General features: G+C 40.4%; 7 protein-coding genes. All 7 read right to left on the reverse strand.

Going from position 1 to position 17,513, the window contains the following annotated elements; all coding sequences use genetic code 11:
- Positions 1 to 11 precede the first annotated feature (11 nt).
- Positions 12 to 2,567 (reverse strand): glycoside hydrolase family 9 protein, encoded by a 2,556-nt coding sequence (locus tag LY28_RS14735; protein ID WP_110462949.1) that lies wholly within the window; start codon positions 2,565 to 2,567, stop codon positions 12 to 14.
- Positions 2,568 to 2,624: 57 nt separating this feature from the next.
- Positions 2,625 to 3,314 carry a cohesin domain-containing protein gene (locus LY28_RS14740; RefSeq protein ID WP_110462950.1) on the reverse strand — a complete coding sequence of 230 codons (690 nt, stop codon included), beginning with the start codon at positions 3,312 to 3,314 and terminating at the stop codon, positions 2,625 to 2,627.
- A 465-nt stretch (positions 3,315 to 3,779) separates the two neighbouring features.
- Positions 3,780 to 6,368 (reverse strand): glycoside hydrolase family 9 protein, encoded by a 2,589-nt coding sequence (locus tag LY28_RS14745; protein ID WP_110462951.1) that lies wholly within the window; start codon positions 6,366 to 6,368, stop codon positions 3,780 to 3,782.
- A 372-nt stretch (positions 6,369 to 6,740) separates the two neighbouring features.
- Positions 6,741 to 8,909, reverse strand: a complete 2,169-nt coding sequence (locus LY28_RS14750; protein ID WP_110462952.1) for a glycoside hydrolase family 9 protein — start codon at positions 8,907 to 8,909, stop codon at positions 6,741 to 6,743.
- 42 nt (positions 8,910 to 8,951) lie between these two features.
- Positions 8,952 to 10,328 (reverse strand): glycosyl hydrolase family 8, encoded by a 1,377-nt coding sequence (locus LY28_RS14755; RefSeq protein WP_110462953.1) that lies wholly within the window; start codon positions 10,326 to 10,328, stop codon positions 8,952 to 8,954.
- Between the two features lie 171 nt (positions 10,329 to 10,499).
- Positions 10,500 to 12,665 (reverse strand): glycoside hydrolase family 48 protein, encoded by a 2,166-nt coding sequence (locus tag LY28_RS14760; RefSeq protein WP_110462954.1) that lies wholly within the window; start codon positions 12,663 to 12,665, stop codon positions 10,500 to 10,502.
- Between the two features lie 112 nt (positions 12,666 to 12,777).
- The gene (locus LY28_RS19570; protein ID WP_242981319.1) at positions 12,778 to 17,505 is read right to left on the reverse strand and encodes a cohesin domain-containing protein; all 4,728 of its coding nucleotides are present in this window, start codon (positions 17,503 to 17,505) and stop codon (positions 12,778 to 12,780) included.
- Positions 17,506 to 17,513 lie beyond the last annotated feature (8 nt).

Below are 17,513 nucleotides of genomic sequence, written 5' to 3' on the forward strand. Positions count from 1 at the left end.
TTTTATTTTTTTTAATTCAGCAATTTCTTCTTGAGCAAAGCATAATCAATAGAATCAATTTCTCCGTCAATGTTCATATCTGCCGCGTTAAAATTAATTTGAACAGTATTATCCAGAAGATATTTTTTTAGAACAGCAAAGTCAATGGCATCAACACTGCCATCAGAATTAACATCTCCCTGCTCAAAGCCGGTATGAATTTCACCGTAAACCTTGCCATCCGCTGATGATGACTGCATATTTTCATTTCCGGCAAAGCTTGCTGTTATATAGCTGTCAATAGTTGCATCATAATCTTCTATGACCGCAGGTAAAGGAACCACTAAATCTACTGCTGCAATTCCTTCAGAATCAGTGCTGGATGACCTGTGCAAAATATCAAATCCGGGATTTGAATCCTTTGCAGACCATTGTATTTGCATCCCTTCAAGCGGATTACTCGATGCATCGGTAAGCTTAACCTTAGCAGTACAATATGCCTGTGAAATATCAAAATATGATTTCCCATCCGGGTAAACCGGAGTCAATATTGTTTCAGCAAGTGTTGATGCTCCTCCTTCAGGTTCATTTCCAGCCAGCCTTTTAAAGCTGTCTCCTTCATATACAACAAAATTCGGTGCATAGCTTCTGGTCCCGCTTATATAGGTTTTATCCCAATTTTTGTATGACCAGTCATTTGTCACATCCCACTGATTTGATGCAGAACTTACTGTAAAATCTACCTCAGGACCTCCAACCTCCCAGCCATAGCCCGGATATATATCTTCACCTGATAAATCAATAGTAAAATAATATATTTTATTTGCCTCATCCCATACCGTCGGCCCGGAAACCTTTGACCACTTAAGAGACTTAATGCTTACATCACTGATGTCCTTTGCATCAAGGGTAAAGAAATAGCGCAGCTTTAAATTATTTTTGGGTCTTGCAGGCCATGCTGAACGGTTCTCTACAGTCAATGTAAATTGAGTTCCTGATGTCCCGTTAAAATATGTATTTGCAAATACCGGGAACTCATCCTTTTCACTATATGGTTTGTCCGGCAATGGGAAACTGCTGTCCGAAATAGGCTTACCGCCGAATTCATCATACATTCTGGCAAGTGCTCCGGTTATTCCGGCATTATAGTCTATTGCCACCTCATTACTTACATAATCATCCACAGAGTCGTTAAATCCGTCAGCTGCGGTAGGACTTCCAACTAAAGCCCCATAAAGAATATGGCGATGCTCCGACGGCAAATTCATTGTCTGTCCCCATGAACTATGTGCTGTACGATGGTGGGGATGCTGAGGATAATTATCACCGAACCCGACAATGTAACTTGCTTTACGAGGGTTGTCCCCCATAATATAATTTATCTGCTTAACCGCAAAATCATGATAACGTGCTTTCTTTGAAGCATCTGTCAGGTTATCGGAATAAGCAAATGCAAACAAAGCTGTCGTTGAAGCATATCTGAAGGAACCCCAACTATCAAGCTTTGCATGACCTCCGGGAGTATAAGCTATTTTCGTTCCATCGGCATTATGCTCTGTTCCGCCAACTGTCCACCAGTTTAGCCAGCGCTCGGCATCTTGTAAATATTCCGTATTAGACGGTTCTATCTGGGACATTAGAACATATGAGCCAAAGGATTGATCATCCCAGCAATGTGCCCACTTATATTTATGTACGGCTTGATTTGCTTCTTTACCTATTCCGTTATAATACTCCTTTGCCTTAGACAGATAACCGGAACCGCTTCCTGCTTTTTGTGCTTCCAAGGCCTTATAGAGCCATATTGAGCCCCAAACCAGCTCGTCATTATAGCCGCTATGAGAGGTGTATGCAGCCGCTCCCTGTGGATCTGTTTTATTGATAACATCAGAGAACTTTCCCCTGTATGTATCTCCGAATTCATAAAGCTGCTTTGCGTGAGTCACAAGCTTATCTGCATACTCGGGATCAGAGCTGCGAAAAACCATAGATGCAGCAGCCATAGCAGCAGCAGTATCCATCGCGACTTCTGTACCCGGATTTTGTTTATCAAGCTTTATTGCTGTCCTGTCATTTACAATATGAGTAACTTCAATAGGCATCCAGTTATTATGATCCATCGCTGTCATACCAACCTGTGCCCAAAAAACATTTGGTTCGGTATGGCACTTAATAAAATAATCATTTATCCATCTCAACTGGTTTTGAAGCCATTTCATCTGTCCGCTTTCTACATATGCATCCTTATATTGTATTGCTCCAAAAGCAAGCAAACCGGCTGAATAAGCACAGGTTATACCAAATTTGATATTATCCCCCGCATCTACCCAACCGCCTGTTAAATCTATGCCTTCTTTTTTGCCGTCAGTTAATTGAGAATCACCGCGCCAAGTGAGCCTTGTAGGAATACTTGATGTTGAAATTGCTCCCGAGCGTTGGGCTTCATAAAATAAAATTGATTTCTGCAAAGCTTCCCCGTAGTTAAATGAAGACACGGCAGATGTTTCTGCTTGTATTCCGAATTGAGTCACAGTCATTGCTGCTGCAAGGATAAGGGCATAGATTCTACCTTTTTTAACTTTAGCCATTTTACACCCTCCACTTTTAATAAACTATATTAAAAATTATTATTTTTGCTAAGCTTCTTATTTTACTGTTAATTCACCGCTATTAAAAGTAGCGGAAATTTTATTTAAGGAATTATCGCCAAATGCTCCCGCAGTACCGTTTGTTATAGCTGTCGCACCCTTCTCTGCATCCTTTTTAACTTTAAATTTGATTTTTGTAAGTACACCGGGCTTAGTTATTGCATCCTTACCATCATTGCTGCTTGTAAATAAGTAGCTTACCATACCTGTAGTCTCAATAACTGAGTATTCCAAGTTTGCTTCTATATTTTTTGTTATATCACCCGGCAGCACTTCAACTACTTCAAGTACCTTTGTATCATACTTAATATTGAAATTACAGCTGCCTATGCCGGCTTTAGGTACTGTATCCATGCTTACAGGAATAACTACCGTCTGTTCAGCCGAAGCGTTTCCTGATCCTATAGTAATTATTACATCCCCTTTTGCAGGCTCCTTACCGTCAGTGTTGTCTTTAGAGGCTTCTGTATCGCCGGATGCTGCTTTAGTATCCTTCGTATCTGCAGTAGATGCTGCTCCCGAGCTTTCAGCCGTATTTGCAGCAGTTGATGCTTCCGCAGAAATTTTTGCTGCTGTTTTATCTGATGCAGTCGATATTGCTTCCGAATTTGAGGTCAGCTTGACTATTCCGAATATTGCCAATCCACATACAATAATAATTGATACGATTAATATAGTTTTTTTCATGTCCTTATCTCCTCATTTGATGATTTTTAATTAACTAATGGATTTTTGGTGTTTGACCACCATCTACCATATCTGAAGCAACCTTACTTCTCCTAATATATATAATGAGTATTTTTTCATACCCGGAATTATATATATATTGTTGCCTTACTTCCATAATGTTTGTTTGAACTAGAGACAATTTTTGATAGAATAATCAATGCAAGTTGGCAAACCAACAGTTTGTTAAATCAAAATTATTTTAAATGCCTCCAGCGTCTCCAGAGTTAGCATTTAACACCAAAATGTATGATTAATATTATTATCAGAAATCAGGACAGCCAACCACTCTATTTGCTTTTTGCGCCCGCCTGATTTGTACTCTTGATTTTTCCTGTTTTTATTGGAGAACTTAAATTATAGAGAGAGGAACTATAGAAATGCAGCCTGCATTTCTATAGTTCCGCCATATAATCCCAGCTAATGCTAGAATTGAGTAATACCGCCTAACAGATACAGCTTAACTTTTGCATAGTCAATAGCGTCTACATTGCCGTCTTTATTAACATCTGCATTCTTAAGATTGATTTCTTTACCGCTTAACATATACATCTTTAAAGCAGCAAAGTCCAATGCGTCAATAGTTCCGTCATCGTTAACGTCACCCAAGAGTCCCGGAGTTATTACTTCTCCGCCTGAGCCTTTTTCATCAAGATAAGCTGAAACCCATGCAAGAGGAGCATTCCAGTTGATAGTTACTTCGTTTGTAGACCATGATTCTATGTGATCCATGAAGCACTTTTCCGGTGCTCTTGATCCTGCAAGCCAACCTGAACCCTTAACCCATGGATCCTGCAAGCCTGAGTTAGGTCCGCCTGACAAGCATCCTGCAGGTGCTGTAGGGAATGTGTTGTCTGCCTGATATGCCCAGAAACGGTGATGTGGGTTTTCAAGAGGGTTATCGCCATAACCGGTTACATAACTCTGAACATTAGGGTTACGTCCCAATATATAATCCATAACTCCTGCTGTACCGCTCAAATACTTGCTCTCACCGCTGAATTCATATGCGTATGCCATAACAATTGCTTCATTTACTGCAAATGAGTTTGAACCCCATGGGAAACCAGTTATCTTCTCACCGTTAACAACAACAGTGCTCTCTACAATCGGTACTCCATAACCTTGTGAAGTAGCTATAGATATAAACTTATCCGCAGCCTTCTTTATATTTGCCTTAGCTGTAGCAACATCAGCTGTTGGCAAGCTGCTTGGAACAAGAGCAAGAGAAATCGTTCCAAGACCTGCGGTATTACCCCAGTCAAAGCATCCTGTAACTCCAATATCTTCTCCGCCGTTTAATTCAGTAGGCTCTTCGAGGTAATGCTTTGAACTCTTGATATAATCCAGATATTTAGCTTTCCCTGTAGTAACATATAATTCACAAGCTGCCCAGTAGAAGTCATCGCCAACATAGTCATCGCCGTATGCTCCTCCACCTGATTCCTGTTCCATAGATGCAAGTATATTAGGATGTGCAACTGCTGCATCCCATGCAGTTTCTGCTGCAGTCAGGCATGTAGTGGCAAAGGAAGCATCAAATTCCTTCCAGAGACGTGAACCCTGCGCAGCTATAGCAGCAAGATTTAATGTAGCTGCTGTGCTTGGCGGCTGCAGCCAACGTGGCTGTTCATCCTGGTCAGGACGTACAGCAAGTGCTGTCCACTTTTCGTCATGTGCCTTATGATGAACCATACCTGCCAATGTATTACCGGCTGGTACCTGCATCTTTAATAAGGTCTTTAAGTTGTAGCGTGTTTCATCGAGAATATCAGGCAAGCCATTTCCACTCTCGGGGATATTCATAGTATTATCAGCATAAGGCGCAATTGAAGTCTTTCCCAGAACCTTTGCGCGCTCATACATGTTCATTACTGTCCATGTGGATATACCACCGTTTACAACATACTTTCCGTGGTCACCGGCATCATACCAGCCACCTGTTATATCCAAGGTATAGCTTGCACTGTAATCCTTTGATGGGTCCGGTGTAAGCTTATCACTTGGATGTCCGGCAGGACGTGTTAAATCCTGACGGTCTGCATATGGCATTGTTATTGCAATACCGCTTCTGTTATGATAGAAATATTTTATAGCATTGTATTTCATAGTGCTATACATATCTGTTCCGATATCAAAAGGCAAACTGTCATCTGACCCTACAGCTAAGGTATAGCCAGTTCCTATTTCCTTATATGATGAGAAATCAATAATATGTACATCATCACCTGATGATTTGTCAAAACCTTTTACAGTAGTTTTTCCTGTTGCAACAACTTTTCCTGAACTGTCCTTTAATGACCAGTTCTGTGCGGTTGTCGAGCTTGAAACGTATGTTGCAAGCTTAGTTAAGTTAGGGAAATATCCCAGCTGATTTACACGAATAGCATTTGTAGGCTCAGGTACTACTTCAGGATATCCTTTAAACTGAGGATCTGTTAAATAAATTTCATCAAATTTCAATGTGTAAGGAGCTGATGAAGTTGCGCAATCTCCACCCAAATGGAAAGCAAACTCTACAGTATCTTTGGTGCCATTCATTGTGAATGTTTCTGTAACAGTCTTCTTTACATTCGCCTGTAAATCTACCTTGGCCCAGCTTTTGTTATTATAGTTCCAGTACTCATCATATGGTTCACCCTGATCTCCGATTTTAGGATAAATCTGGCATGCCTTTGATGAAGTAACTGTAAACTTAACAGTGTACTTGTGACCGCTTTCCAGTTTCAGCCCTCTGTGACGCAGCTGAACATCCCATCTGTTTACTCCGGGATTGTTTATTGTTACGTTATAGGTACCGCCTGAAATGTCAAATACAGCTTTTCCTGTATCTGATTCAACAACATGCCATGGAAGACCTACTCCACCGTTAAAGTTGTTTTGTTGGATAAGCTCACCAACACTAAAGTAATTTCCTGTGTACTCAACAGCAAAGGCTGCCGTTCCGAATACGCCAGACAGCAGAACAATAAATGCTACTAAAAATGAAACCCTTCTGCATAGCCTTTTTTTCATACTTACCTCCTATAATTTTTGTTTTATTTAAAGCTTGATTCTGTTGCAATCCATCACTTAGCCACATAGTCTGTGAAGTTTTCTGCGCATTAACATGCAAAGTTTTGTGGTTGGATTATGTATTGCAGCAGCATCATTCTTTATAACTGAACAATACTCCTAAACCAATTAGCTTTATTTACTCTATATCAGTCCCTTCATTCTCCATGAATTATGCAGATTCTGATACTGGCTTGCATAAGCCGGAAACTGAAAATCTTATGTGGGTTTGAAAATACAGATTGCTATTCTCTTTTATAACGCATATCATTTTATCCTCAGGAACTGACATATTATGTGCAATAATTACCCGCCGCCGCAAATTTTAATATATCAGCCGGCCACCGGCAACTCTGTGGTAGTCCCCAGCAGGTATTTCTTCAGTGTTGCAAAATCCAGAGAATCAATATTACCGTCCTTATATGTATCAGCAGCTTTAGCGTCAATAGTAACGCTGTTGTCCAGCAAATATTTCTTTAATGCTGCCAAATCAAGTGCATCTATGCCTTTATCACCGTTTATATCACCGTACAAAATATCTTCCGTTCCGGTTCCGCCTTCCGGCTCTGTGCCATATACCTTAACTCCGTTATCATAAACAGGTATATATTGAGTTAATTCAACAGTACTTCCGGCTTTAAGTCCTTTATACGAAAAATCATTTGAGCTGTCCCAGTAGCTTGTCCCTTCAGATGCCGATATTCTGAACTGCACCTCTCTTCTGCAAGCAGACTGTCCGCCCGGATAAATATTCTCACCGGTCAAGTCTATATTCACATAGTAAATATTTTTGGCAGTATCCCATGGCAATATTTTAGAAATTGTAGTTTTGCTTCCTTCTGAATAGTTTATCTTTGTTACAAGACTAAGAGGGTCAATATTGGCTTCAACAATTTCAGAAAGATCCATGAAATATTTGAAGGAAAGCTTGTCAGTAACTCTTGCAGGCCATCCTGTCTGGTTATATACAATCGCTTTTATTTCTGTATAAGTAGGGCCTGTGGAGTTCAAGCTTGCTTTAATGGTAACCTCGTCGTTTGTTATCTTTTCAATCGCATTAAGATTTGAAATGGGATTCCCTCCGTATTGGTCATACAATTTGGCCAATGCTCCGGTAAATCCTGCATTATAATCGCAAGCAATTTCATTATTAACATAATTATCTATTTCATCAGTATAACCGTCTTTACTGTCAGGTCCTCCAACAAGAGCACCATATATTGTATGACGATGATATGATGGTGAAGTCATTTGATCAGTCCATGAACCGTGCGCCGTTCTGTGATGCGGATGCTGAGGAGAATTAGTTCCAAACCCTACAACAAAGCTTCTTCCCGTACTTCCAAGCGCGTAATCAACCTGACTTTTAAGAAAGTCATTATATGTGGAAACCTTTGAAGGTGTACAACCTTCCCACTCTGCCCAAATACCGGCAAGAAACGCTGTCGTTGTCGCATGTCTCAGCGAGCCCCACTGGAACAGCCATGCCAATCCCTTCGGTGTATATGTTATGCGTTGTCCGTCAACTCCGGTTGTCCAATAATCTAAATGTCTTTCAATGCTTTCAACATAAATTGGTTTCTTAGTAATTCTTGCAAGCAGCAGCTCAGCCCCGTAATGAACATCATCCCAGCACTGACCCCATTTATATGCAATAGTTTCCGACTGCTGTTCTCTTCCCCATTTCTCAACATAGGATTCCGCTTTATCGAGATAAGCAGTATCTCCAGTTGCAAGATATATCCATGTTGCCGCCCAGGACAATTCATCCCAGTAAGCACCCGAACTATAGAAGTTGGCCGCAGCCTTTTGATATCCGGTGTCACTTCTTGTCGCATCGGCAAAAGCAAACAATTCCTTTGCATGCTTCAAGCAAGTAGCAGAATAAGTAGGATTGCTTTCCTTAAATACAATGGATGCTGAAGCAAGTGATGCTGCAGTCTCTGCTGATACAGCCGTACCCGGGTTAGAACTGTCCAGCTTATAAGCCGGCCTGTCCATCTGCATTACTTCCGCAGCTCCCCACCATGCATGATCCACAGTACCGTTTCCAACCTGATAATAGTATACATTTGCTGAAGGATGGCATTTTATAAAATAGTCATTAGCCCATTTAATATCATCCATAATGTATTTAGTCTGGCCGCTCTTATCATATGCTTCTTTATCCTCATATAAAGACCATGCCAGCATTGTTGATGTATATGACATCGGAAGGTTAAACTTCACGTGATCTCCCGCATCATACCATCCGCCTGTCAAATCCAGCCCTACATCAGAGCCGTCTTTCAATCCGGAATCTCCGCGCCAGTTATCACGCTGATCATCCGGAAGAGCTCCTGAACGTTGGAACTCATAAAACATAATTGATTTTTGCAATGCTTCTCCATAGTTATATGTTGAAGCAGCTAATGTCTGAGGTTGTGGAACCAGTGCCGATATAACTGCGGCTGCTACAACAGCAGCTAAAATCTTATTAACCGCATTTTTTACTTTGCGCATTTATTCATTACCCCCTTAAACACTTACTGGCTTTATACTCAATTAATTATTAAGTAAAAGGATTTTCAGCTTAGCATAGTCTACAGCATCAATTGCTCCATCATCATTCATGTCAGCTGCTTTTGTATCGATTTCATTAAACGATTGTGACAAAAGAGCCTTCTTTATTGCTGCAAAATCCAGTGCATCAACTGATCCGTCGTTATTAACGTCTCCCTTTGTAATTGAAGGCGTACTACCGGTATAAGTGTACAAATTTGGGAAGTTCCCTGTTGTATACAGAAGTGCCATTATTCTTAGCGAATTCCCGAAATAAGTGTAAGCTCCAGAATCCTTTACCTTTACACATTCATTATAAGCACTGCTTGCATAGGCAGAATCAGTGCCTGTCATAGCAGCTGCTGCCACACATGAAACAAATGTTGCGGTATGATTTGAGCTTACCTGGCTTCCTGAAATTGTATATCCATCCTTAACTTTATCAACGCCGATATTCTTAAAGAAATTTGAAATCTGGTCACAGTTTGTTTTTGCTTTTGCTGTTCCGTACCAGCTGTAATCAACAGCCGCTCTCCACTGGTAACGGATTGCATCATACAAGAAATTATATCCCTGACCGCTTGCTTGTCCGCCTGATGCCGTACACCAGTCAGGAACAAGTCCGGTGCTCTGATTTTTTGCTTTATCTACAATTTCATAGCACTTGTCTGCTACCTTAATCCATTCCGAATTGCCTGTAAAATCTGCAAAAATTCTGTACCATGCCGGTGCAAAGTATGATGGATTTGTACAATTAGATCCACCCCATGTGTCTCCGTTCTTTAAAACGTAGGTGCCCTTTTCAACCATGAAATTGTAAACCTTGCTGATATATGCTTTAGCTTCTGACTCATAATTCATGGAACCGCTTGAACCCCATTTTTTATGCGCAAATACCAAAGCCACCGCTATGTCTTCATCCGCATCGGTTGCCGCACCTTTACCATCAGTTCCTGCAATATTTCCGCTTGCATCAATATGCCAGGACATTAATCCGTTTGAATTCAAATAAGCTTTTACATAATTATATAGGTCATTAAATAATTGCTGTTCATCAAAATAAACTGCTAATATCATTCCATATCCAAGTCCCTCGGAAACAGTATCATAGTTAGTCGCCGCATCCCTTTGGACTCTCTTAAATCCTTTTGCTCCACTGCTCGTTATATGTGCACTCTTCCACGATTCCCACTCAGTTGCCAAAAGCTGATTCGCAGTTGACTGGTTATCTGCCAGTGAACTGAAACCATATGTATATTTTGCATCATATGGGAATGCCTCTGCTGCATTTACAAGAATAGACGGCAATATCAAAGATATTGAAAGTGCTGCTGCCATTACAAGTGTCTTAGCCCTTTTAAATTTCACGCTATTCAACATACTTTTTACCTTTATCCTTTATATATTTTGTACAGGTTATTTGTTGCTCTTAGTTATAACCCTTTAAAAATTAAAGTCCGGATAGTACCGGGATGGAATCATTCCAAATACTTATCCGGACTATAATTTTACTCTTAATTAATACTTATATTGTCCGAAGGACAATTATAATTATTGGTTAAGCAATATTTTCTTTATAGCAGCCAAATCAAGTGCATCGACTGAACCGTCATCGTTTACGTCTGCATTTTCCTTATTCATATCAACTGTATTTCCTAAAAGGAACTTCTTTACCATTGCAAGGTCTAATGCATCTATAGAACCATCGCCGTTTGCATCACCATTAAGTCCACCGCCATCCGGGAACAGCATTGCATAAACACCGTTTGCAACTGCATATTCACTCTGAGCCCAGAATCTGTGATATGTGATTGTTGGAGCGTCTTCAGCCTTACCTGATTTCAGGTATTTTTCAACCTGTGGCCAGTTAGGATCCTGCTTGTATTTAGAACGGATGTCTATAAACTTGATACCCGGTTGAATCTTGTCTCCGTTAGGCATTGTTCCTGACCAACCTGAAGGTACATAAACCTCCTGATTGAAACGGCTGTAATCTGTACGAGTCTCAGGTGCTCCTATACCCTTCTCATCCTGATAATTAGCCCAAACAGTATCAAGCAACTTCTGAGCATTGTTTCTTGAAGTCTCATCTCCTGATGCAGCTGCATAATATGATAATGCATTGATAAGAGAAGAAGTAACACCAAGGTCAGTACCACGATTTACAACTGATACATGCAGGTTTGGATTTCCTGTGTATGTTCCGTTCCATGTATCCGGCTGTCCTTCCCAATCTATTGTGTTAGGAATTGAGTATGTTCCGCCTTCAAATTTAATTTCTGAATTAGCCCACTTAGCCCAATTGTCTGCTAAAGTCTTAAGTCTTGAATCTCCAGTCTCATAGTATAATTGCATTATACGCTGCATTGACCAGCACTGCATACCAAACCAGGTGTTACTGCCCGGATCAGCATATACCGGATTTTCTACATAGCCCATTCCATAGAACTTTGATGTTCCTGAAGGCCATGTCTCATAACGTCCATTGTATGAGTTGCTAGCTCCGCCGGCTATAGCACCTTCAGCTGACTGCAGCCACTGATAGAATTCAATCTGTCTGTCTAAGCTCTTACCCCAGTCAGTTGAGCTATTTGCTGCCTTTGGTTTCATATCAGCATCAGTTGACAATACATATGCTGCAAATGGATTCTGGTATCCGAAGTGGTTGTGGCTGGAACCGATAACCCATGCCCATTGTGAGCTGACTCCGCCGCCCCATGCATAATACCATGATAGTAAGTACATGCAAGCATCATAGCCTGTTCCTGCTTGTGCCGAGTCTCCAACTTTTCTGAAATACTTGTCAAACATTGAATATCTTAAATAGTCACCCATTTTGGAAGCTTTTTTTACATAAGTGTCTATATTTACACCTTGAGACTTAGCTGCCTCTTTTGCCAGATAAGTTGCCTGTACGGCACGAGCATCTGCATCCGGAGCATTTGTGTATTTGAATTGTGTTGCATATGAGCTGTCGCCTGTAAACAGGTCAAGGAAACCGTTTTTACCGCCGAACTTCATTGCATCCCATGAAGGCTGAGGTATAGTTTCCCAAGTTGATTCCTGCTCTCCTCTTTGGAAGGTATTTATGTATGAATTCTTTGAAGTTCCGTCTCCTCTGTTACCGAATCCATACCAGTTATCAACGTCTAAGAGCCAGTGCATACCATATATCATGCTTGTTCCATAAGTTGACTTGAGGTCATTGAATATTGGATCTTTTCCAACAGGTGCACTTGAATCCAGCTTTGATGGGTATTTGCTTGGATCCTGCCATTCACCTGCATAAGTAGCCGGCTTGCTAGGATCATATCTGCTCATACTGGTTTCTGGTTGATCCTTGTCTGATGGAATTATGTATTTTTCAGCTACATCCCATGATTTTTTAAATCCGGAAAAATCTCCGTTCAATCTGCCGTTCATAGCCTCTAACCACATATAGTAGCTGAAAGCTTCACTTGTAGTAACATGACCGTAGTCAGGCGCTTCAACATTCATTGTTTCAATTGTATGGTACGGAACTCCGTCCGGACTGAAATATCCGCTATCTGAAGCCATTATTTTATTATACATAGTGTTAAAACGATCAGCATACTCCTGATTTACAGGACCTGTAATTTCATCACCTACTGCTAAAACTGTCGAAGGAACCATTACTGATAAAGTCATTGATGCTGCAACGGCCATTGCACTGATTCTTTTAATACCTTTTCTCATCTTTGCATTTCCCCTTTTCTATAATTTTAGTGTTGTAACATATTTAACAATATTTCTGTGCCTTCATGGCTGAAATCAGCCATGAAGGTGAAATACATTAAACCTGAAGCAATTAGTTTAATTTAACGCTACCGTTTGTAAAAGTAACATCTTTAATTTTTGACATATTGCCATCACCGAAAGCTCCGCCTTCTGTGAAGGAGACAGCAGCTGTCTGAGTTGATGTGCCTAATACTGTAAATGTAATATTTGCTAATACACCGTCAGTAGTGATAAGCTCATCTCCAATAGTATTATCAAGGAATACAAAGCTGATTGTTCCAGCTGTTGCATTAATCTTGCTTGAGAAGTTCACAGGTGCATTTACAACTATATCTCCTGCTGTTACCTTTGTTGCCTTGAGTAATGTAGGATCATAGTTCATGTAGAAGTTAAATGTACCAACATCACCAACCTTTGATACATTTTTCAAAGTTATAGGTATTGTAACAGTAGTATCACCAGTATTACCAGCTGCTGTTCCTATTGCTACAGCTAAACCGGTAACTACAGGTGTTGAATCTTTAATAATTACAGTCAATACAGGATTGCTTGCTGTTCCGAAATCAAAGGTAAGTGCTTTTGTGCCAACTGCTAAGGTTGACAGATAGCTCTTTGAAATTGTTACTGTGCTTCCTGATACTGTATAGTCAGTTCCCTTTGTTAAGCCTGTGATACCTGCAAAGGTATTTCCATTAGCTGTATAAGTTACTGCTACGTCTGCTGGAGTATACTTGTCAAAGGTTGCTGTTGTAGCACTAAGTGTTGCAGGAACAACTACAGGTGTTGAATCCTTAACTGTTACAGTCAATACAGGATTGCTTGCTGTTCCGAAATCAAAGGTAAGTGCTTTTGTGCCAACTGCTAAGGTTGACAAATAGCTCTTTGAAATTGTTACTGTGCTTCCTGATACTGTATAGTCAGTTCCCTTTGTTAAGCCTGTGATACCTGCGAAGGTATTCCCGTTAGCTGTATAGGTTACTGATATGTCTGCTGGAGCATACTTGTCAAAGGTTGCTGTTGTAGCACTAAGTGTTGCAGGAACAACTACAGGCGTTGAATCCTTAACTGTTACAGTCAATACAGGATTGCTTGCTGTTCCGAAATCAAAGGTAAGTGCTTTTGTGCCAACTGCTAAGGTGGATAAATAGCTCTTTGAAATTGTTACTGTGCTTCCTGATACTGTATAGTCAGTTCCCTTTGTTAATCCTGTGATACCTGCAAAGGTATTTCCATTAGCTGTATAAGTTACTGATATGTCTGCAGGAGCATACTTATCAAAGGTTGCTGTTGTAGCACTAAGTGTTGCAGGAACAACTACAGTTGTGCCCTCTTCTATAGATACACTTCCGTCTTTAAGCTCAACACTTGTTATTTTAGCCATATTGCCATCACCGAAAGCTCCGCCCTCGTTGAATTTAACCGTTGTTGTTGTTTTTGCTGTTCCCAGCACCTCAAAAGTAATATTTGCTAATACTCCATCAGCAGCAATCAGTTCGTCTCCTATTGTGTTATCTAAGAATACGAAGCTAACTGTTCCTTTTGTTGCATCAATCTTTGTTGAGAAGTTTACAGGTGCATTTACTACTATATCACCTGCTGTTACTTTTGTTGCCTTTAACTGAGCACTGTCATATCCAACATAGAAATTGAAGGTTCCGACATTGCCTACTTTTGCTACATTTGCCATAGTTACAGGTACTGTTATTGTATCGCCGGCCTTGCCTGATGCAGTTCCGATTTCTACACTGAGCTTTCCAGCCGGAACCGGTGTTGAGTCAGTTACTGTTAATTTTAATACAGGGCTAGTTGCCGTACCAAAATCAAATGTAAGTGAATTCATGCCTAAGCTGAGTGTTGAAAGATAAGTCTTTGAAATTGTTACTGTGCTTCCCGATACTGTGTAGTCAGTGCCGCTTACCAAGCCTGTGATACCTTTGAAGGTATTTCCGTTAGCTGTCAAGGTTACTTTGATGTCAGCCGGTACATACTTATCAAAGGTTGCCAATACAGGGCTGATTGCCGGGTCTTGTACCACTGTTCCGGTTTTTATAGCAACACTTCCGTTTGTAAACTTAACGCTTGAGATTTTTGCCATGTCACCATCGCCGAAAGCTCCGCCATCATTAAACTTTACAGTTGTTGTTGTTTCTTTTGTTCCTAATACCTTGAATTTGATGTTTGCCAATACTCCGTCGGCAGCAATCAGTTCATCACCAATTGTGTTGTCGAGGAATACAAAGCTGATTGTTCCTTTTGAAGCATCAATCTTTGTTGAGAAGTTTACAGCAGGGTTTACAACTATATCACCTGCTTCAACTGACAATGCTTCTAACTGAGCTGCATCATATCCAACATAGAAGTTGAAGGTTCCAACATTGCCTACTTTAGCTACATCTGCAAAAGTTACAGGTACTGTTACTGTATCTCCTGCAGTTCCGGTTGCTGTTCCTAATGCTACGCCTAATTCTACAACAGGACCTTCTGTTATAGATACACTGCCATCCTTAAAGTTTACAGCTGATATTTTAGCCATGTCGCCATTGCCGAAGGCTCCGCCTTCATTAAATTTTACAGCTGTTGTTACTTTTTTGGTTCCTAATACAGTGAATTTGATGTTTGCTAATACTCCATCCTTAGTAATCAGCTCATCCCCTATTGTATTATCAAGGAATACAAAGCTGATTGTTCCAGCTTCAGCATTAATTTGTGTTGTAAAGTTAACAGCTGAATTTACAACTATATCTCCTGCTGTTACTGATTGTGCTTTAAGAAGAGTCTTGTCGTATCCAACATAGAAATTGAAGGTTCCAACATTGCCTGCTTTTGCTACATTTGCAAATGTTACAGGTATTATTACTGTATCTCCCGCAGTTCCTGTTGCTGTTCCGATTGTTACATCAAGACCTTCAACAGGAGTTGAATCCTTAATTGTTACCTTTAATGTAGGATTGCTTGTTGTACCAAAATCAAATGTAAAGGTCTTTGTAGTATCCTTAGCCAAGGTTCCGAGATAGCTGCTCTTGATTGCTACAGTATTATCTGATACTGTGTAGTCAATACCGCTTTTCAAGCCAGTGATACCTGCAAAGGTATTTCCGTTTGGTGTCATTGTAACTACTACATCCTTAGGAGCATACTTATCAAAGGTTGCTGTTGTAGGAGTTATTGTTGCCGGTGTAACTACAGGACCTGAAACAGGTTCCTTACCTGATACAAGTTTACCGTTCAAGTAAGCAGTTATTGTTTCCCAATCCTGATATGAACCTGCTGCTTTGTAGGAGTAGTCATTTGACATATCAAAATTACTCCAGTCAGTTTTAGCAACTCTGGTTTGAATTGTTAATGAACCGCCTGCTGGAATGCTGCCTGATGAGAAGCTGATTTCAAGATAAGTATCAGCAGTTGAAGTAGCCGGACTCATCTTCACAAATGAACCCTTTACAGCACTTGTAAGAGCAGTATAGTTACCGCCGTTTGCATCAGTTGCCGCAGCATGGTCACAGTATAAACTAAATGCAGCTGAAGAATCTGCTGTAAAGTAATATCTCAGCTTCAGATCTGCCAGATTCAAAGCAGATGAACCCTTGTTGATTACCTTGTAGTTTCCTGTAATTGTGTTGCCTGTTGCCGATGAATTATTATTGTGGTACTGAACCTGTATATCTGAAGTAACTTGTGGAGTGGAATCAGTAACTGTTACTTTTAATACAGGGTTGCTTGCTGTACCGAAATCAAATGTAAGAGATTTCGAACCTACTGTAAGAGTTGAAAGGTAACTCTTTAATATTGTTACTGTATTTCCTGATACTGTATAATCAGTGCCCTTTGTTAAGCCTGTGATACCTGCAAAGGTATTTCCGTTTGGTGTCATAGTTACTTTGATATCTGCCGGAGCATACTTATCAAAGGTTGCAGTTGTAGGAGTTATAGTTGCCGGAAGAACGAGAACGTCACCGTCTATATCCACGCTGCCCTCTGTAAATTTAATGTTGGTTATCTTTGACATGTTGCCGTCGCCAAATGCTCCGCCCTGATTAAATACTACAGGTGTAGTCTGGTCGTACTGGCCTAATATCTCAAATGTAATGTCAGCTAATACTCCATCAGCAGTAATAAGCTCATCGCCTATGGTACCGTCAAGGAATACAAAGCTGATTGTTCCATCCTTAATCTGTGTTGAGAAGTTAACAGCGGCATTTACAACTATATCACCTGCTGTTACCTTTGTAGCCTTAAGAAGCTTGCTGTCATACCCAACATAGAAGTTGAAGGTTCCAACATTACCAACCTTTGCTACATTTGCAAAAGTAATAGGTACTGTAACAACATCACCCTTTTTACCTGCTGCAGTTCCTATTTTAACATTAAGATCTGAGCCTATTTCTGTCTTGATAACCTTTATTGTCAATACAGGATTATTAGCTGTACCGAAATCAAAAGTCAAGGTCTTTGTACCAACAGCAAGAGTTGAAAGATAGCTTTTTGATATTGTTACTGTGTTTCCTGATACTGTATAGTCAGTTCCCTTTGTTAAGCCTGTGATGCCTGCAAAGGTATTTCCGTTTGGCGTCAAAGTTACATTAACATCTGAAAGAGCTGTTAAATCAACAGTTACAGTTGTAGGAGCTATTGTTGCTGAAGCTTGTCCGCCGTCACCGTCTATAGCCACGCTTCCGTCTGTTAATTTAATCTTGGTTATTTTAGCCATGTCACCATCGCCAAATGCTCCGCCTTCATTGAATTTTACAGGAGTTGTTACTTTTTGAGTTCCTGTAATTTCAAATGTAATATTTGCCAATATTCCGT

Source organism: Ruminiclostridium sufflavum DSM 19573, assembly GCF_003208175.1.
GTDB lineage: Bacteria > Bacillota > Clostridia > Acetivibrionales > DSM-1351 > Ruminiclostridium > Ruminiclostridium sufflavum.